Below are 20,649 nucleotides of genomic sequence, written 5' to 3'. Positions count from 1 at the left end.
AGCGTTTAATCCGATGTGCTATCCATAGCACTAAAACTTTGTAAAACCGGCTTAAATTAAGTGTAAATCACGTTAAAAAATAGTACTCATCCGTTGAATTTTTACTTATATTGAATAAATTAACATATTTTAATTCGCCATCTATATTTATCAAAACGCTTCCATCGATAATTTCAATGCTTAGTGTATCACAAGAAAAATATTCCACATAGGGGGTCTCAATGTGTTTTCCTGAGTAAATCGTCGGCAATAGATAGAGCAGCTTTAACTTCCCGATTTTTTTTACAAGGCAAATATCCAGCTGCTTATTTTTGGGCGATGCTTTGGGCGCGACTTTCATCCCTCCACCGTAGTATCGTCCATTTGCCGCAGCCACCAAAAAATACGTACCAACATGCTTTTTGCCATCAATCATAAGCACATATTCCTTGGCCTGATACTTCACAAGTGTGATTATCGTACTTACCAGGTAGGATAAAGGACCTTTGACAAATCGCTTAATTTTTTCGCGTGTATTTACAATGGAAGCGTCAAATCCTGTACTGACTACATTAACAAAAATATCCTCATTAACTTTTCCGAAGTGCACCTTTGTTTTTGATCCCTTCAGCAGGACTTCAAGTGCTTCATTCAGATCAAGAGGTATTCCTAAAGTTCTTGCAAAGTCATTACCTGTTCCGGTAGGAAGTATTCCCATCGGAACTTTTGATTTACGTGCGATCATTCCTAGAACACCTTCTCTGAGTGTCCCGTCACCACCTGCAACGACTATAATATCACTACAATCTATGTACTCCTCCACAATATTTTTCGCATGTCCTTCATACTCTGTTTTAACAATAGTTACCGAATGTCCATGCTCAATAATGAAATTTTCAATGCTATCAATTTTGAATATCGACAGACCCTTGCCTGCGGTGGGATTTATAACAATAGTAATATTCATATTAACCTCCAGAGATAATCTTATTATATAACTTATTGCAATAAAAAAGTAGCACTTTGTAGTGCTACTTTTAGGGATGTTTCACGTGAAACATTAATTATTCCAATAAGCCGATAATTCTTTCAAGATCAGCCTCGGTATAGTATTCAATTTCTATCTTACCTTTACTTTTTCCATGATGAATCATCACTTTCGTGCCAATCAAATCCTGAAAACGTCGCTCAGTAGCCTCGATATAAGGGTCTTTAGCTGGTTTTTCCGGTTTTTCAGACACTTGCTGATTGAACTTCTTTATCATATTTTCAAGCTGTCGAACACTCAAACCCTCTATGATAATCTTCTGAGCAAACATTTTTTGAGCTTCTCCATCGAGAGTGATCAAAGCTCTCGCATGGCCGGTGCTAATATCTCCGTTAGCTACTTTTTCAATCACATCGTCCTGAAGTTGCAGCAATCTGATCATATTGGTGATATAAGTTCTACTCTTACCAATAATATCAGAAACCTCCTGCTGTGTGATCGAATATCTTTCTATCAGTGATTTGTAGGCTTGTCCTTCCTCGATGGGATTAAGATTGACACGTTGCATGTTTTCAATCAAAGACATCTCATACATTTTTTCTTCGGAATCATTCATGATGATTGCAGGAATTGTAGTTTGCTGAGCTATTCTTGAAGCTCTCCATCTTCGTTCGCCTGCGATGATTTCATATCCTACATCGTTCTTTTTAAGAATGATCGGCTGAATAACGCCGTTACGCTCGATACTGGTAGCAAGTGAATTCAGTTCCTCTTCATTAAAGGTAGTTCTTGGCTGCATGATATTTGGTTTTATCAGATCAATATTGACTATTTCCAGACGTTTGATAGACTGATCAATTTTTTCTTCAAAATCATCGGGTATCAGTGCGCTTAATCCCTTGCCCAATCCGGTTTTTTTAACCATTATTTGCTCCTTCGATAATTTCCTTCGCGAGTGCCATATAACTCTCAGCACCCTTCGATTTCTCATCATAATACATAATCGGCATGCCGTAGCTTGGTGCCTCAGCTAATCTGATGTTTCTCGGAATTCTTGTCTTATAGACTTTTCCTTGGAAATACTTTTCGACTTCATCTACGACTTGCTGGGAGAGATTAGTACGAGAATCATACATACTGATCAATACACCCTCTATCTGCAAGGTTTTGTTCAACCCTTTTCTCATCAGCTTGTAGGTATTGATTAGTTGAGAAACACCTTCCAAAGCATAATATTCACATTGAATAGGCACTAAAATACTATCTACAGCGACCAAGGAGTTGATTGTCAGAAGTCCAAGCGAAGGAGGACAATCAATAAATATATAGTCATATTGATCTCTCAATGCGTCGATAATCACTTTTAGCCTAAATTCGCGATTATCTATATCGATCATTTCAATTTCTGCGCCTGCCAATTGAACATTGGAAGGTATGATATCCAAATTCTTAAATCCAGTCTTCAAAATTCCTTCTTGGGCGGATATTTCACCGAGTAGAAGATCATATAAATTAAAAACTGTAGTATTTTTGTTGATTCCTAATCCGCTTGTCGAATTACCTTGCGGATCGTTATCGATAATTAAAACTTTCTTACCCATTGACGCCAGACATGCACTAAGATTGATGTTTGTCGTAGTTTTACCGACACCACCTTTTTGATTAAAAATTGCTATTGCTTTAGCCATATTCTCACCACCTACTAACAGTTTACTCAAATTAAAGTAAAAATAAAAGACCTCATTACAAGGTCAGAGCTTTATTTGCGCTTTTTTTTTATTTTAAAGGTCTTTTTAAAGGAATTCCGGACTTTCTAGGGTATTTTTGTGGTGTTTCAGATATTTTTCTTATGATGATCAAGGTTCTATCTACATCCTCATCACTCTCTATTACGATAGTTTTCTCTAGACGACATCCTAGAATCTCCATTGCAGCCTTGGCATCTTCAATTTCACTATCGGTCTGTGTCGCTTTGTGGGCGATTAGTGCTCCCCCAACCTTTATGAAAGGAACTGTATATTCCATCAAAACCGTAAGATTGGCGACCGCACGGGCCACAGCAAAATCATATTGCTCCCTATAGTCACGATCCTTTCCAATATCCTCTGCCCTAGCATGTATGCAGTTTACATTCTCAATTTCAGCCTCGCTGCAAACGGTATTTAAAAACTGTATCCTTTTATTTAGTGCATCTACAAGTGTCGCTTCACAACCTGTGATGATAGCTAAAGGAAGACCTGGAAATCCAGCTCCCGTTCCAATGTCAATGATCCTACTTGAGCTATCAATCTGTCCTGCCAAGACAATCTGACAACTGTCGACAAAGTGCCTGTAAAGGATTCCTTCATCATCATCTACAGCGGTCAAGTTCATCACTTTGTTCCATTCCTGAAGTAATTTTCTATAGGTCGAAAATTGATTTACTTGCCTAGGAGTCAAATGTATATTCAAAGAAGAAAAAGCACTTACAATATCATTATTCACCTGTCTGTCTCCTTTTCTGCTCCATGAAAATCAAAAGTACAGAAATATCCGCAGGAGTCACACCTGATATTCTAGATGCCTGACCTATGGAATGCGGTCTGATTTCGCTCAACTTCTGCTTTGCTTCATTACGTAGGCCTTCTATCAGCTGATAGTCGATTGTCTCAGGCAGCAGTTTCTTCTCCATCGATTTAAACTTCTTCACTTGATCAAGCTGCTTTTTGATATAACCTTCATATTTGAATTTTATCTCACATTGCTCAAAAACAACTGGACTGATCAAGGGACGCTCAAGGTCTATCGGTTTTAGTATGTCATAGGTCAATTCAGGACGTTTCAATAACTCAGCCAATGTCATACTCTGACTGATTGCAGCGATACCAATTGATTCAAATAGTTTATTGATTTCCTGTACGTGTATTTTAGTCGCCTTGACCCTCTCAAGCTCCTGTTCAATCATTTTCATTTTTTTAGAATATTTTTCATATCTCTGCTCATTTACAAGTCCTATCTGATAAGACTTCTCTGTAAGACGCTCATCTGCGTTATCTTGTCTTAAAAGTAATCTATACTCGCAACGTCCCGTCATCATCCGGTATGGTTCGTTCGTTCCTTTTGTCACCAGGTCATCAATCAAGACACCTATATATCCTTCTGAACGATCAAGTACGAATGCTTCCTTATCCTGTACAACTAGCGCAGCGTTGATACCCGCAATCAGACCTTGAGCGGCAGCTTCCTCATAACCGCTCGAACCATTGAACTGTCCCGCTGAAAACAGGTTTTTAATCTTCTTCGATTCCAGTGTGGGAAGTAGTTCCAGTGGATTGATGCAATCGTATTCAATCGCATGGGCAGGTCTCATAATTTCACAATTTTCCATTCCTTGAATACTTTGCATAAATTGGATTTGAACATCTTCCGGTAAGCTCGAAGACATACCTTGCACATACATTTCCTCAGTTTCAAGACCTTCTGGTTCGATGAATAGCTGATGTCTATTTCTATCGGCGAATCTTTGAACCTTATCTTCTATAGATGGACAGTAACGCGGTCCTACACCTTCAATCTCACCTGAGTACATCGCACTTTTATGGATGTTATTCTTAATGATATCGTGAGTCGCCTCGTTCGTATATGCCAGATAACAAGGAACTTGCACTATATCGATAGCATCTGTCATGAATGAAAAAGGAATGATTACTTCATCTCCTTCTTGAATACTCATGGCGCTTAAATCAAGCGAGTTCTTATTCACTCTCGCAGGTGTTCCTGTTTTAAACCTACGCATATCAAAAGCCATACTTCTAAGGTATTTAGAGAGCTTGTGTGAAGTGGCAAGTCCATTCGGACCGCTTTCAAAGTTGGCAGGTCCGATGAATATTTTTGAATCCAAATAGGTACCTGTCGCAAGAACTACAGTTTTTGCGCGGTAAATAGCGCCAGTCGCTGTAATAACACCCTTTATCGTCTCATCTTCAATAATTAGCTCGATTACCTCGGCTTGCTTCACTGCAAGATTCTCCTGGTTTTCAAGTGTTTTCTTCATTTCACTGTGATACCAATATTTGTCAGCCTGTGCCCGTAAGGAGTGCACCGCAGGACCTTTTGCAAAATTCAGCATTTTTGCCTGTATCATGGTCTTGTCTATGTTTAGACCCATTTGTCCGCCCAAAGCATCAATTTCTCTTACAAGATGTCCTTTACCTGTTCCACCTATCGATGGATTACAAGGCATCATCGCGATACTATCCAAATTCATAGCGACCACAAGCGTATTGACGCCCATTCGCGCTGGAGCAAGTGCTGCTTCACAACCAGCATGACCCGCACCAACTACTATTACATCATAATTTCCAGCTTCATACGTATACATATCATCACTTCCCTAAACAGAATTTCTCAAATATTCTTGCGATCACATCTTCGTTTACTGACTTACCTACGACTTCACCTATCGCGTTATAGGCGTTGATAAGATCTACTTCAATGACATCAAGCGGCATTCCGCTTTCCATCGTTTCCATTGCTGCCTTTATGCTGTTTCCAGCCTTCACAACCGCTTCGTAATGTCTTGCGTTTGTAAGTATCCTTCCAGATTTCATCGCTACTTCACCGCTGATGATATGACTTTCAATCGCGTCTTCAAGCTCATTTAGACCTACATCATTCATGATCGAGGCTTCAACGAACTTAGCACCGGGCAAATGGCTTTTCACCATCTCTAAATCCAATTTTCTTTCCAAATCTATTTTATTGACCAGCACGATTACTTTCTTGTCTTTAACAACTTCAAGTATCTGTTCATCTTCGATAGCCAGTTCTTCAGACGCGTTCAATACGAGAATCGCCATATCGGACCTATTGAAGAACTGTTTAGTTTTCTCAACGCCCATTTTTTCAATCATATCATCGGTTTCCCTAATACCTGCCGTATCGACAAGTCTTACTGGAATACCACGTATGTTTGCCACCTCTTCTATTACATCTCTTGTAGTACCTGCTATATGAGTGACAATAGCCCTGCTCTCCTTGAGTAAGGCATTCAGCAGAGAGGACTTGCCCACATTGGGTCTTCCTATGATAACAAGATTAAGGCCATCCTTGATAACTTTACCTGATTCATAGGTCGTAGCAAGCTCATTGATGTCTTTCTTCATTTCACCGAGACTTTTAAATATGTTTTCCCTACTGATGATTTCGACATCCTCGTCTGGATAATCAATGATCACTTCTATTTGTGCCATCAGATCGGTCAGTTCCTCAATCTTTTTATTGAGGACGATAGATAAATTGCCTTCTAACTGATCTATAGCCACTTCAAATCCTTTTTTTGTCTTAGAGCTTATCAGATCCATGACCGCTTCAGCCTGTGATAAGTCGATTCTTCCATTCAAGAAGGCGCGCTTAGTAAATTCTCCGGGTTCTGCAGGTGATGCTCCTACGGTAATCAGATGGTTCTGCACCTCTCTCAGTGCGATATAGCTTCCATGTGTGTATATCTCCACCATGTCCTCTTTTGTATACGACCTTGGCCCTTTAAAATAGGCTACCATCACCTCATCAAGGATCATCTCATCCTTGACGATATGTCCATAAGCCATCGTACGTTCATTAAAATAAGTCAGTTTTCTCTTAGAAGGTGTGCTAAAAATTGAAGAAACAAGCTCAATGGCACCTTCACCGCTAAGTCTGATAATTCCAATCGCGCTTTCACCAGGGGATGTCGCTATTGCAGATACTATATGACTCATAAAATCCACCTCTTTTCCTACTATATCTTTATACAACGAAAACCCAGCATTATACTGGGTTTAGGAATAAACAATTCGTTTATAATCGTTATTTCACTTACTTGTTTAAGAAAATTACCACTTTTCTGTTTGGTTCCTCACCTTCACTTCTTGTACTTACAAACTTATTGCTTTGAAGTGAAGCATGGATAATTCTGCGCTCGTATGGATTCATCGGTTCGAGCACAATTTCTTTCTTGTATTTCTTAGCCTTGTAAGCGAGCTTATTGGCTAGCTTAATAAGCGATGCTTCTCTTTTACTTCTATAATTCTCAGTGTCCAAAACAACTCTCAAGTAATTTTCGCGTCCCTTGTTCACTACTAAGCTCACTAAATACTGAAGCGCGTCCAAAGTCTGTCCACGTCTACCGATAACAATGGCCATATCATCGCCCTTGATATCAATATTAAGGTTCTCAGGAGTTTCTGTAATATCAAATGTGGCATCCACACCCATCCCAGCTAACATATCCTTTAAAAAGCTGACAGCCTTATCTATCACTGTCTCTTTCAAAGAAGCGACGACACGTACTTCCTTCGCCTTTAAGAATCCTAACAATCCCTTTTGCGTCTCTTCGAAAATTTCAATTTCAACTTCGTCGATTGTCGTATTGAGTGCCGCTAGTGCTTGCTCAATGGCATCATCAACTGTTTTAGCTACTACTTCATAAGATCTCATTATATTTGCGCCTCCTTGGTGCTTTTAGGCTTTAATAAAATTTGTTGAACCATTTGGAATGCTGTACTTACAACCCAATAAAGCGCAACGCCTGCAGATATGCTGTTACCAAATACCAAAATCATAAGAGGGAACATCATTTGCATGTTCTTATTCATACGATTTGCAGTTTCATTATCCGACTGTGTCGTAGTTCCCATCGTCTTAAACTGGAAATAAGTCAAAATGGATGCTAGCATCGGCAATAAACCAGGAATACTTTTAGCCCATTCGAATTTTAGTACCGCATATAACTTATCCGGCTCTGCGAAATTCTTGATCCATAAGAAAACTTGACTTGTGGCTTCGAGCGCTAAGCTCTCGTTTCCGCCAAATACATATTGTGTAGGTTCTCTCAATACGGTAAACAATGCGAATATGATAGGCATTTGAATAATCAGCGGTAGACAACCGGCTAAGGGATTAACCTTATGTTCCTTATATAGTTCAAGTGTCTTCTGATTAAGTGTTTCCTTATCATCTTTGTATTTTTTTTGCAGCTCCTGAATCTTAGGTTGAACTTCCGACATGCTTTTTTGTGACTTCATCTGAGCTAAAGTTAATGGTAAAATTACAAACTTCACAATTATAGTTAATAATATGATTGATAAAGCGTAATGATTTGTAAATGTAAATATCTGGCCCAATAACCAGCCAATACTCGATTTAATCAAAATTACTCCCCCTGTATGTTCATTTTAAAGGATCATAGCCACCAGGATGAAATGGGTGGCATTTCAAAATTCGCCTCACACTTAAGTACGTACCCTTAATAGCACCATATTTCTCCAAGGCTTCTAAAGAATAAGCTGAACATGTCGGTTGAAAACGACAGTTTGGACCTAGGAGTGGTGAAATAAAAAGTCTGTAAAATTTTACAACAGCAATTAAGAGAAATTTCACTTTTTAGCCTCTTTTTTTAATTGTCTCACGAGGTATAAAAGATTTTTTTCAATGTCTTGGTAGGAAGCTTTAGTTGCTCTCACACGTGAAACAATCACATAATCATACCCTACTGGTATCATCGAATCATTCAAACGGATTGCTTCTTTCACTAATCGCCTGATGCGATTACGATTGACAGCATTACCAACTTTCTTGCTTACTGTAATTCCAAACTGTTTTGCATCAGTATCATTCTTAACTGAATACAGCACCAAGTAAGCGCCAACATGGGATTTCCCACGCTTATAGATGGTTTTAAACTCTTCATTTTTCTTTAAAGTATCAATTTTCATACACTTATTTAGAAAACCGCAAAGGCTTGAAACTCAAGCCTTCAGTTTTCTTTCCTTTAATTGTAAAAAAGACCACATTGCTTGCGGTCTTATGCAGATAATTTATTTCTGCCTCTGCTTCTTCTTCTTTTAAGTACATTTCTGCCAGCGCTTGAACTCATACGCTTTCTGAATCCATGTTCTCTTTTACGTTGTCTTTTCTTTGGTTGATACGTTCTTTTCACAGTGAACACCTCCTCGCCAATATATAGATCAATCTATATAAATGTGTTTATTAACCTTCTAACCATGCTAAATCATTATACCCCTCACTAGTTTTGATGTCAAGGCAAAACCTCCTTTCTTTATTGCTATCTCATTACAAAATCTTTACTTTCATTTATATAGTGTTTCAAATTTCATATCACACTCTATCTTGTATATATATAAGGAAGTAAAAGAACTACTTTCACATCCACAGTTGGAATTATTCACAATAAATAAAGCCTGTGGATAATTTTCATATTGAGCATTGAATTAACCCCTTAAGTTTGATAAAATTAGTTTACTTGTTGATAAGTGTACAACTTCATTCAATTACTCACAATTGTTGATTATATGTGATTAGATTAGGGATAACCTTTCCGCTTAATCGCATTCTTCACTCTTACGGACTTGTGGATTAATGTATCAAATCAATGGTCAATTGTTAATAAGATTCAATTTGGTGAATTATCCTTTATTTATCCACAAAATCATTCACCGGTTTTTTTTTGACACTTTTTTATAGAAATACAGCTAAACTACTGAAGTTATGCACATTTTCTGTGTATAGTTTGTGGATTACATTGGGAGGGAACCTTTTGCAAAGTTTCAAAGAGGTATGGGAAAAGACCCTAAACATCATTCAAAACGAGCTGACCGAGGTCAGTTACAACACTTGGCTAAAAACAATAGAAGCCAAGGCTATTCAAGGTAATAAGTTTATTCTTGAAGTTCCAAACAAATTTAATAAGGAAATACTCGAAACAAGATACATCGGTTTAATTGAGAACTCCCTAAAGCAGGTTACGGGAATTGAATTTTCACTCGAATTCATCTTACCTGGCAAGGCACTTGTCCTATCTAGCGAAGAATCTCTAAAATCGAATGATGGATTTGAGACTCCACGACTTAATCCTAAGTATGTATTTGAAGAATTTGTTATTGGAAACAGCAACAGGTTTGCTCATGCGGCTTCCTTGGCCGTTGCCGAAGCACCTGCAAAAGCTTATAATCCTTTGTTTATCTATGGTGGCGTAGGTCTTGGAAAAACACACTTAATGCATGCGATAGGACATTACATTCTCAATCAGAATCCATCTGCTAAAGTCGTTTATGTCTCTTCAGAAAAGTTCACGAATGAACTGATCAATTCCATTAAGGACGATAAGAATGAAGAGTTCAGAAATAAATTTAGAACTGTTGATGTTCTTCTTGTCGATGATATTCAGTTCATCGCCGGCAAAGAAAGAACGCAGGAGGAGTTTTTCCATACCTTCAATGCGCTGCACGAAGCGAACAAGCAGATCATCCTATCAAGTGATAGACCCCCAAAAGAGATTCCTACTCTAGAAGACAGGTTGAGATCTCGTTTTGAGTGGGGACTGATTACCGACATCCAGCCACCGGATTTTGAAACCAGAATCGCGATATTGGCTAAAAAGGCTGAAACTGAGTATATTGACATCTCCAATGATGTTCTAAGCTTCATCGCTAAAAATATCAAATCAAATATCCGTGAACTGGAAGGGGCTCTTACAAGGGTTGTGGCCTATTCCTCATTAACCAATCGGGCGATCACTGTAGAACTGGCCACCGAAGCCTTAAAAGACATCGTAAAGTCCTCTAGGCCAAAACAAATCGGACCGGATATCATCAAGGATGTAGTTTCACAATATTACAATATGAAGATTGATGATTTTGATTCAAAACGAAGAACCAGATCCATCTCCTATCCAAGACAGATCGCCATGTATCTATGTAGGGAACTTACAGATATGTCTTTACCGAGAATAGGGGAAGAGTTTGGAGGACGGGATCATACCACAGTAATCCATGCTTACGATAAGATTACAAATGATTTGAAAGCAAATGATGATTTGCAGCATAAAGTAAATAAGATGATAGAAGAAATTCAAGGTGAAAACTAGTAATGCACTTATCCTTGTTGATAACTTAATTTCCGATGTTAATAAGTATTTGATTCATAATTTTATTTGCAATGTGAATAATGCACTGATTTACAGAAAGTTATCCACAACGTTGTTATCCTCTATAAATCAGACCCATACTAGATCACATGGGTTTTCAACAAATTAACAGTCCCTATTACTATTACTCTTTTAAACTAATATATAATATCTAGTCATCCACATGTTGATTGCTTACTAAAAAACGGAGGTTTATCCACAGTGAAATTCATCGTTTCTCAAAAACAATTAAATGATGCTATCAATGTTGTACAAAAGGCTGTATCCAACAAAACGACATTACCTATCTTAAAAAGTATCTTTCTAGAAGCAAAGGACGGTCAACTTCGCTTGATCGGAAACGATTTGAATATAGGTATCGAAATGACGATTGATGCTGAAGTAGAAATAGCAGGAAGAGCAGTTGTCAGTTCACGTATTTTCGGTGAAATCATCAGAAAGTTACCAGATGCTGATGTGTTCATAAGTGCTGACGATCAACATAACCTTGAAATAAGATGTCTACAGTCAGACTTCCACCTGGCTGGATTCGCACCTGAGGAATATCCAGACTTACCTATCATCGAGCAAGGCAATGTCTATGAGATAAATAAACATCTATTTAAAGATATGATTCGACAAACCATCTTTGCCACTTCCCAGGATGAGACTAGACCTATTCTAACTGGATCTCTATTAGAGATTGAAAACGGTGAGATGATCATGGTCTCCATCGATCTTTATCGTGTCGCCATCAGAAAGGCGAATGTGCAAACTCATGTCGACTGTAAGGCGGTCATACCGGCAAAGACGCTTAATGAGCTTTTAAAAGTATTGAGTTTGTCTGAAGAAGATGAAGACTTGAAGTTGCATTATACCGACAAGAACATGCAATTTGAACTTGGCAATATCACAATAATCACCCGTCTATTAGAAGGTGAGTTCATCAAATACAATCAGATCATGCCTAAGGAACATAAGTCGCTTGTGACTGTTTCAACTCAAGAACTATATAGGGCGATCGATCGTGCCTCCTTACTTGCTAAGGAAGGCAAAAACACTTCTGTCAAATTCCAAATCACGGACGAAGCATTGCTTATCACTTCGAATGTTGAAATAGGAAGTGTGAATGAAATGGTAAAAATAGAGCTCGAAGGACCTGATCTTGAGATAGGGTTCAATCCAAAGTATTGGATCGATGTACTCAAAGTCATAGACACGGACATGATTCAAATTGAACTTACTACAAATGTGAGTCCTTGCATTGTAAAACCTTATGGAAGCGAGCACTATACCTACCTGGTTTTACCTGTCCGTATACCTAACTAGCACGTAAGTCCTCTAAATGAGGACTTCGTTATTTAACTGGAAGATAGAAAATGGAGAACATGATGGCTGAATTAATAGAAATAACCACACCTTATATTCGTTTGGATCAACTTTTAAAACTTGCTTCGGTAGTCGGATCAGGCGGCGACGCAAAGTTTCTTATTACAAATGGGTTCGTTATGTTGAACAATGAAGTGATGACGATGAGGGGAAAAAAAGTAGTTCCAGGTGATGTCGTAGCACTTTCCTATGAGGATCAGGATTTTATATTCGAAGTGAAATCAGCTGAGGCTTAATGTGCATATTAAAAGAGTTGAATTGACGAATTATCGTAATTATAATAAGTTAGCGCTCGATATCCACCAAAATGCAAATGTCATCATAGGAGACAATGCGCAAGGAAAAACAAATCTATTGGAAGCACTTTTTTTCGCGGCGTTCGGTAAATCATTCAGAACATCCAAGGATCAGGAGTTGATCAAGGATGAGGAAGTCTATTTCAAACTTCATTTGGATTTTTTTAAGAACAACAGAGATCAGACCATTGATTTGATTCTTAAACAGGATAAGGCAAAGCAGATATTACTTAACGGTGTACCGCTAAAGAAAATATCTGAACTTATCGGATCGCTCAATGTGGTCCTGTTTTCTCCAGAAGACTTAAGACTGATCAAAGGTGGGCCTGCAGAAAGGCGTAAGTTCATCGATCGGGAAATTTCAAATCTCAATAGAATGTATATGGATAATCTGATAAATTACCATAAGATTCTCAACCATAGAAATAAACTGTTAAAGAGTGCGCAGTTTAGGAAATCCCTACTTGATACGATCGATGTATGGGATGAGCAACTCGTCCACTATGGTGTCAAAGTCATTATGAAACGTATGGATTTTATAAAAAAACTCTCCGAAGTAACTGCGACTACGCATTTGGAAATCACCGATGGCAAAGAAATACTCGAAATTGATTATTTTACTGGAATGATTGAGCAATCTTCCTTTGATTATGATAGAATAGTCTATGGATTTAAAGAAAAACTCAAATCATGCATCGACAAGGATGTAAAATACGGATTTACAAGCGTCGGTCCTCATAAGGATGACCTGATAATAAAGATAAACGGCCAAGATGCTAGAAAATACAGTTCTCAAGGGCAGCAGCGAACAGCAGCCCTATCCATGAAATTGTCAGAAATAACTTTGATTCAAAATGAACTTGGTGAAAGACCTATCCTTTTACTGGATGATGTCATGAGCGAACTTGACTTGACTCGAAGACAAATGCTGATGCATGCGATAAAAGGATTACAAACGATAATAACAACAACCGATTTAACTGGGTTGGATCAAGATCAAATGGCGCCTTTTCAAGTAGTTGAGATTGAAAAAGGTGCTGTCTTAACGTGTCGGGAGGTACAGCATGTCGACGAAAGTCAATCAAGATTATAATGCGGAACAGATACAGGTACTAGAAGGATTAGAAGCTGTACGAAAAAGACCGGGGATGTATATCGGTTCTACAAGTGCACGAGGATTACACCATTTAGTGTATGAAATAGTCAACAACAGTATCGATGAAGCTCTTGCAGGGCATTGTGACACTGTTTCGGTAACAATTACTGAAGATAACAGCATTATCGTTGAAGATAACGGTCGTGGAATGCCTGTCGACATGCATGCAAAAATGGATATGCCGGCAGTTGAGGTTATTCATACCGTCCTTCATGCAGGCGGAAAATTCGGCGGTGGCGGATATAAGGTCTCCGGCGGATTACATGGTGTGGGAGCTTCTGTTGTAAACGCCTTATCTGAAATAATGACAGTTGATGTAATGCGTAACGGCAAAGTATACAGCATCGAGTTTCAAAAGGGACCGACTACAAAACAACTGCATATCATCGGTGAAACGGATAAAACAGGAACACGTACGTTTTTCAAGCCTGATCCGGAAATTTTCGAGCAGATTGAATTCAATTACGAAACCCTTCAGCACCGTATGAGGGAGCAGGCTTTTCTAAACAAGGGAATAAGAATCATCCTGAAGGATGAGCGAAATGATAAGATTGATAACTTCCACTATGAAGGCGGCATCAAGGAATTTGTAGCCTACCTCAATAAGAACAGAAGTCACATCCATGATACTGTCATCTACAATGAAAGTGAAAAAGATGGTATCCTTATTGAGATAGCCATGCAGTACACAGACGGTTATCAGGACAATGTGTTTACATTTGCCAACAATATCAATACCCATGAAGGTGGAACACACCTAAGCGGATTCAGATCGGCGCTTACAAGAGTCATCAACGATTACGCTAGAAAAAATAAATTCATCAAAGAAAAAGAAACAAACCTTCAAGGTGAGGACATCAGAGAGGGTCTGACAGCGATCGTCTCTGTAAAAATTGGCGAGCCTCAATTTGAAGGACAAACGAAGACCAAACTTGGTAACTCCGAAGTACGTGGTGTGGCTGAATCCATCACTGCAGAAATACTGGACACCTTCCTTGAGGAACACCCGGCTGAAGGTAAAATCATCATCGATAAATGCCTAAAAGCTGCTAAAGCACGTGAAGCGGCAAGAAAAGCAAGGGAGCTTACAAGAAGAAAAGGTCTGCTTGATGGAATGAGTCTTCCTGGTAAACTTGCAGATTGTCAGGAAAAGGATCCTGCAAAGTGTGAAGTATATATTGTCGAAGGAGAGTCGGCTGGCGGATCGGCCAAAGATGGAAGGGATAGAAAGAACCAAGCCATACTTCCTCTTCGTGGAAAAATAATGAATGTGGAAAAAGCCAATTTTGCACGTATCTTCAATTCATCTGAAATAAGAGCGATGATTACTGCCTTTGGATGCGGAATAGGTGAAGAGTTCGATATAGAAAAGTTAAGATATCATAAAATCATGATCATGACCGATGCCGATGTCGACGGTTCGCATATCAGAACCCTTTTATTGACTTTCCTATTCAGGTATATGAGGCCTCTTATAGAGAATGGCTATATTTATATCGCCCAACCACCGCTTTATAAGATATCAAAAGGGAAAAAGGAACATTATGTCTATACCGAAAAGCAAAAGGATCAGGTATTGGCAGAATACGATTCAGATACGAAACTAGATATACAGCGTTATAAAGGTCTAGGTGAGATGAATCCTGAACAACTTTGGGAAACAACGATGAACCCTGAAAACAGAACCATCTTAAGAGTAAATATAGATGATGCTGTAGAAGCAGATATGATTTTTGATACACTGATGGGTGAACACGTTGAACCACGTAGAGAATTCATTGAGCAAAACGCAAAATACGTCACATATTTGGACGTTTAGACCAAGAGGTAAGTTATGGATAATAATAGAGAACCACAAGATCGAATATATGATATAGACATACAAGATGAAATGAAAAAATCCTATATCGACTATGCGATGAGTGTAATAGTAGCTCGTGCACTGCCTGATGTAAGGGATGGCCTAAAACCGGTTCATAGAAGAATTCTATTTGCTATGAGTGAACTAGGGCTGTCACATGATAAGAAGTATCGTAAATCGGCACGTATCGTCGGTGACGTTCTTGGTAAGTATCACCCTCATGGTGATTCTTCCGTTTACAATGCGATGGTTCGTATGGCTCAAGCATTTTCAATGCGTGGGATACTTGTAGATGGTCAAGGTAACTTCGGTTCCATCGATGGTGACAGTGCGGCAGCCATGCGTTATACAGAAGCTAAAATGACAAAACTCGCTGGAGAACTGTTAAAAGATATCGGTAAAAAAACTGTAGATTTCAAAGAAAACTTTGATGGTGAGGAAAAAGAACCGACAGTAATGCCGGCCAGATATCCAAACCTTCTGGTGAATGGATCAAACGGAATAGCAGTAGGTATGGCTACAACAATTCCACCACATAATCTTGCAGAAATTATAGATGCCACGATAGCGCTTATCGACGATGCGTCTATCGATGACGATGAACTGATAGAATATGTCAGTGGACCCGATTTTCCAACTGGAGCAACCATCATGGGTGTTTCCGGATTCAGAAAAGCCTATAAGACAGGCCGTGGTAGAGTAGTAGTCAGATCTAAATTCAACATTGAAGAATATAAGAATGGGAAGACTGCGATCATCATCACAGAAGTGCCTTACCAGGTAAATAAAGCAAAAATGCTTGAAAATATCGCTGATCTTGTAAGAAATAAGAAAATTGAGGGAATCACGGATCTACGTGATGAATCCAATAGGATCGGAATAAGAGTCGTAATCGAACTCAGAAAAGATATCAATCCTCAAGTGATGCTGAACCAACTTTACAAGCATACCCAGCTTCAATCTACTGTGAGTATCAATATGATTGCTCTTGTAAAAGGTCAGCCAAAGCTGTTGAACCTTAGAGAAATATTGACTTATTATATTGAACATCAAAAAGAAGTGGAAACAAGAAGAGTGCAGTTCGATCTTGCAAAAGCTGAAGCTCGTGCCCATATTCTTGAAGGTTACCGTATCGCAATTGACAACATCGACGAAGTAATCGCCATCATCAGAGGCGCTTACAATGATGCCGAGCAAAAGTTAATGGAACGATTTGGCCTATCTGAAATACAGGCGAAAGCTATTGTAGACATGCGTCTTAGAAGATTGCAGGGCTTAGAACGCGAAAAGATAGAAGATGAATACCAAGAACTGCTCACATTCATCAATGAGTGCAAAGCGTTACTTGCGGATGAGGTTTTATTATTCGGCGTGATAAAAGAAAACTTATTGGAAGTAAAGAGCAAATACAGTGATGCAAGAAGAACCAATGTAGAGATTGATTACAATGAAATCGACATCGAAGACCTTATCGATGAAGAGCAGGTAACGGTTACTCTTACACACGCAGGTTACATCAAAAGAGTACCTGTTGACGTGTATGCCACTCAAAATAGGGGTGGTCGAGGAAAAACGGGTCTTTCCACTAGAGAAGAAGATCACGTAATAGATATTTTCATGACATCAACTCATGATTATCTCTTGTTCTTCACCAACAAGGGTAAAGTATATAGGATGAAAGCATATCAGATTCCAGAAGGTTCACGACTTTCTAAAGGTACTGCGATCATCAATATTCTACCGGTCGATCAAGGTGAAAAGGTCACTGCCGTAATACCTGTAAAAGATTTTGATAATGGATACCTTATCATGATGACTAAAAATGGTGTCATCAAGAAGACTCATGTCACTCAGTATGACACTTCTAGAAAAACGGGTATCATAGGAATCAATCTTCGTGAAGACGATGAACTTATAGGAGTAAGACTGACAACGGGATCCAATGAAATCATCAGTGTTACGAATCACGGTAAATCAATCCGCTTCAATGAGGAAGACGTCCGCGAAATGGGTAGAACAGCAACCGGTGTCAGGGGTATAGCTCTAAATTCAGGAGACTATGTTGTTTCAGTGGATATTGTGACAGAAACTGGAAAATTACTCGTTATCAGTGAAAACGGTTATGGTAAACGTACGAAACTCGACGAGTATAGAATACAGAATCGTGGCGGAAAAGGAATCATTACCTACAACGTTACTGATAAGACCGGCTATATTGTTGGCGCATCTGTCGTAGAGGATGACGATCAACTAATACTGATCAATTCAGCAGGAGTCATCATTAGAATCACTGTTGAAGGAATTTCTACAATGGGTAGAAGCACTAGTGGTGTAAGACTGATGAAAATAGGTGAAGAGAACGAACTTGTCGCATTTGCCAAGATTAAGGATTTTGAAGAAGGGTCCGAACTTGAAATCATTGACGATAATGAAGTTTCAGAAGAAAACAAAGAATAATTGATAATGACGGACCATTTACTGGTCCGTTTTTTCAAATGTGAAAATAGTAGATGCATGTATTGTACAAACAGTGAAAATTGAGATAAAATAAACTAGTAGGATGAGTTACAATTTGAAAATTCACTACATTAATGGGAACCGTAGTAATAATCAAATATAAATGTTTATTTATGTTTCATAATGGGAATCTATGGATTGTGACTATAATAGGGGAGGTATGGCATGGCCTTGAAACTCAAGAAGAACTACAATGATACAATTAGCGCGTGGCATGTTGATATTGCGGGAGAAGTTGATATTCATACATCAGGAAATCTTAAAGATGTGCTCAATACGATTCTTAACGATCGTGAAGCGGACATACAGTTAAACTGTGAGGATCTCGTATACATCGACAGTACGGGACTTGGCGTCTTGATAGGAATACTCAAGCGAGTGAAAAAAAATGATAATAATATCATAATCGTCAATGCAAAATCTAATATTGCAAAATTGCTCAATATTACAGGACTAGATAAGATTTTTGTAATAGGACAAAATAGTTAATGAAGGGTGAGTTTATAAAATGAGCGAAGTCGTTACAATTCAGTTACCATCAAAAGCGGAATATGTCAGTATCGCAAGGCTTACCACTTCAGTAATAGCCAACAATATTGGATTTGATTTCGAAGAAATTGAAGATATTAAAGTTGCTGTTGGTGAAGCATGTAATAACGCAGTACTTCATAGCAACAACGAAATAGAATGCTATACCGTCAATTTTCATGTTAATGAAAAGCAATTTGCGGTTGAAATTATCGACAAGGGTATTGGATTTGATATGAAATCTTACCATGAACCCGATTTAGAACACCCAAAAGTAGGTGGTTTAGGTATTTTCATCATGAAATCACTAATGGATGAAGTAGAAGTAAAATCGTCACCACAAGAAGGTACAGCTATCAAATTAATCAAACACATCGTCTAAACGTACTATGAAGAATTAGGGGCTGATACTATGGCTAAGAGAGGCAGCATACACGAGCGCACAATCTATAGTGACTATGAAACCAAGGCGTTGTTTAGATTATACAGTGACGACAAAAATCTTGTTTTAAGGAATGAGCTAGTAAACAGACATTTGTACATAAGTGAGATATTAGCTAAAAAGTACATCAATAAAGGAATCGATTATGAAGATATCTTTCAGGTGGCGGCACTTGGATTGATTTATGCGATCGAACGATTTGATGTAGAGCGAGGTTTCGAGTTTTCTAGTTTTGCCACACCGACCATCATTGGAGAAATTAAAAAGTATTTCAGAGACAAAGGTTGGTCTGTGCGTGTACCGAGAAGAATTCAGGAATTATCAAAGAAAATCAATGTGGCAAAAGTAAAATTGCAGCAAGATCTTCAAAGAGTACCTAAGATAGAAGATATAGCGGATTATTTGTCTTGTACACAGGAGCAAGTAATCGAAGCTATGGAAGCAAGTCAAGTCTACACTCCTAAATCACTTGATATCACCTATGACAGTTCTGGTGACGATAAGGATATTCAGTTAATGGATATTGTAGGTGAGGATGATAAGTATTTTGATATCATTGAAAACAAGGATTTCATCGAAAAATGCATGGAAAAACTTAATCCTGTAGAAATTAAGATCATCAAAGATAGGTTCTTCCAGAATAAGACACAGATAAATGTTGCTGATGAACTGGGAGTTTCTCAAATGACCGTTTCCAGAATGGAAAAGAAAATAATAAAGAAATTCCAGAAAGAGTATCGAAAACTAACTGAAATTTAGAAGCAAACTGTAGAAATCAAATTTCTACAGTTTTTTTATGAATTTTATTAAAAGACGTTGACAAAGTATATCGAGATGGTACAATTAAATTGTATTTATTAAGGGAATGTAACACATGTTGCATTTTTGAAATTAAGTATCCCCATAAAATCCTCTTAGAGAAACCACAGGCCATCACACTGTGGTTTTTCGTTTTTTGTAAAATGTTAAACACGAGAACAAAGTGTATATATATGCAGTGTATGCATTATTATTCAATTGATATAAAACAACGCCCACGCTACCACGCGTTTGCAAAGTGGGTAAAAAAACAATAGGTAGCGACAAAAAGTCAGAAAAATCAACATATTGGGGCATACGTTGAAAAAACTATAAAAACACATCTATCTTGATGTTTTTTTATACTCTATATAAGGAAGAAATAAAAAACATGCATAAAAGGTCAAAAAACATGATAAAAAGAGTTGACGGCATAGGGGTTTAAATGATACTATGTACTAGTCGCCGAAACAAAGTGTTGATAGCGGCAGAGTTAAATAAGAAATGTGAATCACCTTCTAGTGAAACGTATTTCATCTCACTAAACCGGTGGGGCGTCGTGAATAAGAAACATTCACGATCAATGAACCATGACAACTGAACAATGTACCCGCTTCCAATAAGCCGCCCCGTATAAACGATAGGCGAGTTGGAAAGCGACAATGGATAATTAGAGTGCAAGAAACAAGCACCTTAAAAAATGTTTCAATAATTAACGCTAGACGTTAAACAAACTATTTTAATTAAGAGTT

Annotated in this window: 20 protein-coding genes; 9 read left to right on the top strand and 11 right to left on the bottom strand. The window is 38.2% G+C overall.

The window, feature by feature from the left end; translation table 11 throughout:
* Nucleotides 1-67: 67 nt before the first annotated feature.
* From DWB64_RS14975 to rpmH, 11 genes are all read right to left on the bottom strand, one after another.
* Nucleotides 68-946 (bottom strand): diacylglycerol kinase family protein, encoded by an 879-nt coding sequence (locus tag DWB64_RS14975; protein WP_129489063.1) that lies wholly within the window; start codon nt 944-946, stop codon nt 68-70.
* A gap of 97 nt (nt 947-1,043) precedes the next feature.
* Nucleotides 1,044-1,892: a ParB/RepB/Spo0J family partition protein gene (locus DWB64_RS14970; protein WP_129489062.1), complete on the bottom strand. Its 849-nt coding sequence runs from the start codon at nt 1,890-1,892 to the stop codon at nt 1,044-1,046.
* Nucleotides 1,885-2,655 carry a ParA family protein gene (locus DWB64_RS14965; protein WP_129489061.1) on the bottom strand — a complete coding sequence of 257 codons (771 nt, stop codon included), beginning with the start codon at nt 2,653-2,655 and terminating at the stop codon, nt 1,885-1,887. Before DWB64_RS14965 ends, DWB64_RS14970 begins: the two co-directional genes overlap by 8 nt.
* An 88-nt stretch (nt 2,656-2,743) precedes the next feature.
* Entirely contained in the window at nt 2,744-3,451 is a 708-nt protein-coding gene (rsmG, locus tag DWB64_RS14960; protein ID WP_129489060.1) for a 16S rRNA (guanine(527)-N(7))-methyltransferase RsmG, read from the bottom strand.
* Nucleotides 3,444-5,327, bottom strand: coding sequence for a tRNA uridine-5-carboxymethylaminomethyl(34) synthesis enzyme MnmG (mnmG, locus tag DWB64_RS14955; protein WP_129489059.1), 1,884 nt, complete (start codon nt 5,325-5,327; stop codon nt 3,444-3,446). The genes rsmG and mnmG overlap by 8 nt, the downstream gene beginning before the upstream one ends.
* Before the next feature lie 4 nt (nt 5,328-5,331).
* Entirely contained in the window at nt 5,332-6,705 is a 1,374-nt protein-coding gene (mnmE, locus tag DWB64_RS14950; protein WP_129489058.1) for a tRNA uridine-5-carboxymethylaminomethyl(34) synthesis GTPase MnmE, read from the bottom strand.
* A gap of 97 nt (nt 6,706-6,802) precedes the next feature.
* Nucleotides 6,803-7,423 carry an RNA-binding cell elongation regulator Jag/EloR gene (gene jag, locus DWB64_RS14945; protein WP_129489057.1) on the bottom strand — a complete coding sequence of 207 codons (621 nt, stop codon included), beginning with the start codon at nt 7,421-7,423 and terminating at the stop codon, nt 6,803-6,805.
* Nucleotides 7,423-8,136: a YidC/Oxa1 family membrane protein insertase gene (locus DWB64_RS14940; RefSeq protein ID WP_207713469.1), complete on the bottom strand. Its 714-nt coding sequence runs from the start codon at nt 8,134-8,136 to the stop codon at nt 7,423-7,425. Before DWB64_RS14940 ends, jag begins: the two co-directional genes overlap by 1 nt.
* A gap of 19 nt (nt 8,137-8,155) precedes the next feature.
* Nucleotides 8,156-8,365 (bottom strand): membrane protein insertion efficiency factor YidD, encoded by a 210-nt coding sequence (gene yidD / locus DWB64_RS14935; protein ID WP_129489055.1) that lies wholly within the window; start codon nt 8,363-8,365, stop codon nt 8,156-8,158.
* Entirely contained in the window at nt 8,362-8,700 is a 339-nt protein-coding gene (rnpA, locus tag DWB64_RS14930) for a ribonuclease P protein component (RefSeq protein ID WP_129489054.1), read from the bottom strand. The genes yidD and rnpA overlap by 4 nt, the downstream gene beginning before the upstream one ends.
* Nucleotides 8,701-8,789: 89 nt before the next feature.
* Nucleotides 8,790-8,924, bottom strand: coding sequence for a 50S ribosomal protein L34 (gene rpmH / locus DWB64_RS14925; protein WP_129489053.1), 135 nt, complete (start codon nt 8,922-8,924; stop codon nt 8,790-8,792).
* A 618-nt stretch (nt 8,925-9,542) separates the two neighbouring features.
* Here rpmH and dnaA point away from each other — a divergent pair.
* From dnaA to DWB64_RS14880, 9 genes are all read left to right on the top strand, one after another.
* On the top strand, nt 9,543-10,871 hold the full coding sequence (gene dnaA / locus DWB64_RS14920) for a chromosomal replication initiator protein DnaA (RefSeq protein WP_129489052.1): 1,329 nt from the start codon (nt 9,543-9,545) through the stop codon (nt 10,869-10,871).
* A gap of 261 nt (nt 10,872-11,132) precedes the next feature.
* Complete coding sequence (dnaN, locus tag DWB64_RS14915; RefSeq protein ID WP_129489051.1) at nt 11,133-12,239, top strand: DNA polymerase III subunit beta; 1,107 nt, start codon at nt 11,133-11,135, stop codon at nt 12,237-12,239.
* 62 nt (nt 12,240-12,301) lie between these two features.
* Complete coding sequence (locus tag DWB64_RS14910; RefSeq protein WP_129489050.1) at nt 12,302-12,535, top strand: RNA-binding S4 domain-containing protein; 234 nt, start codon at nt 12,302-12,304, stop codon at nt 12,533-12,535.
* Between the two features lies 1 nt (nt 12,536).
* Nucleotides 12,537-13,688, top strand: a complete 1,152-nt coding sequence (gene recF, locus DWB64_RS14905) for a DNA replication/repair protein RecF (protein WP_129489049.1) — start codon at nt 12,537-12,539, stop codon at nt 13,686-13,688.
* Nucleotides 13,660-15,570 (top strand): DNA topoisomerase (ATP-hydrolyzing) subunit B, encoded by a 1,911-nt coding sequence (gene gyrB, locus DWB64_RS14900; RefSeq protein WP_129489048.1) that lies wholly within the window; start codon nt 13,660-13,662, stop codon nt 15,568-15,570. Before recF ends, gyrB begins: the two co-directional genes overlap by 29 nt.
* 15 nt (nt 15,571-15,585) lie before the next feature.
* Entirely contained in the window at nt 15,586-18,069 is a 2,484-nt protein-coding gene (gene gyrA, locus DWB64_RS14895) for a DNA gyrase subunit A (protein WP_129489047.1), read from the top strand.
* A 225-nt stretch (nt 18,070-18,294) separates the two neighbouring features.
* On the top strand, nt 18,295-18,618 hold the full coding sequence (locus DWB64_RS14890) for an STAS domain-containing protein (protein ID WP_129489046.1): 324 nt from the start codon (nt 18,295-18,297) through the stop codon (nt 18,616-18,618).
* A gap of 19 nt (nt 18,619-18,637) precedes the next feature.
* Entirely contained in the window at nt 18,638-19,039 is a 402-nt protein-coding gene (locus DWB64_RS14885) for an ATP-binding protein (RefSeq protein WP_129489045.1), read from the top strand.
* A 30-nt stretch (nt 19,040-19,069) separates the two neighbouring features.
* A complete protein-coding gene (locus DWB64_RS14880) occupies nt 19,070-19,858 on the top strand; it encodes a SigB/SigF/SigG family RNA polymerase sigma factor (RefSeq protein ID WP_129489044.1) in 789 nt (262 codons plus the stop codon).
* Nucleotides 19,859-20,649: the final 791 nt, after the last annotated feature.

The sequence above is a fragment of the Fusibacter sp. A1 genome (assembly GCF_004125825.1).
GTDB lineage: Bacteria > Bacillota > Clostridia > Peptostreptococcales > Acidaminobacteraceae > QQWI01.
Note: the sequence above shows the minus strand (reverse complement) of the source record. Positions and strands in the feature narration are given on the sequence as shown.

What these genes read in the sequence shown, in the direction of transcription:
- DWB64_RS14975 (WP_129489063.1), bottom strand. Translation starts at nt 946, where the DNA reads ATGAATATTACTATTGTTATAAATCCCACCGCAGGCAAGGGTCTGTCG.
- DWB64_RS14970 (WP_129489062.1), bottom strand. Translation starts at nt 1,892, where the DNA reads ATGGTTAAAAAAACCGGATTGGGCAAGGGATTAAGCGCACTGATACCC.
- DWB64_RS14965 (WP_129489061.1), bottom strand. Translation starts at nt 2,655, where the DNA reads ATGGCTAAAGCAATAGCAATTTTTAATCAAAAAGGTGGTGTCGGTAAA.
- mnmG (WP_129489059.1), bottom strand. Translation starts at nt 5,327, where the DNA reads ATGTATACGTATGAAGCTGGAAATTATGATGTAATAGTAGTTGGTGCG.
- mnmE (WP_129489058.1), bottom strand. Translation starts at nt 6,705, where the DNA reads ATGAGTCATATAGTATCTGCAATAGCGACATCCCCTGGTGAAAGCGCG.
- jag (WP_129489057.1), bottom strand. Translation starts at nt 7,423, where the DNA reads ATGAGATCTTATGAAGTAGTAGCTAAAACAGTTGATGATGCCATTGAG.
- rnpA (WP_129489054.1), bottom strand. Translation starts at nt 8,700, where the DNA reads ATGAAAATTGATACTTTAAAGAAAAATGAAGAGTTTAAAACCATCTAT.
- DWB64_RS14910 (WP_129489050.1), top strand. Translation starts at nt 12,302, where the DNA reads ATGGCTGAATTAATAGAAATAACCACACCTTATATTCGTTTGGATCAA.
- gyrB (WP_129489048.1), top strand. Translation starts at nt 13,660, where the DNA reads ATGTCGACGAAAGTCAATCAAGATTATAATGCGGAACAGATACAGGTA.
- gyrA (WP_129489047.1), top strand. Translation starts at nt 15,586, where the DNA reads ATGGATAATAATAGAGAACCACAAGATCGAATATATGATATAGACATA.
- DWB64_RS14890 (WP_129489046.1), top strand. Translation starts at nt 18,295, where the DNA reads ATGGCCTTGAAACTCAAGAAGAACTACAATGATACAATTAGCGCGTGG.
- DWB64_RS14885 (WP_129489045.1), top strand. Translation starts at nt 18,638, where the DNA reads ATGAGCGAAGTCGTTACAATTCAGTTACCATCAAAAGCGGAATATGTC.
- DWB64_RS14880 (WP_129489044.1), top strand. Translation starts at nt 19,070, where the DNA reads ATGGCTAAGAGAGGCAGCATACACGAGCGCACAATCTATAGTGACTAT.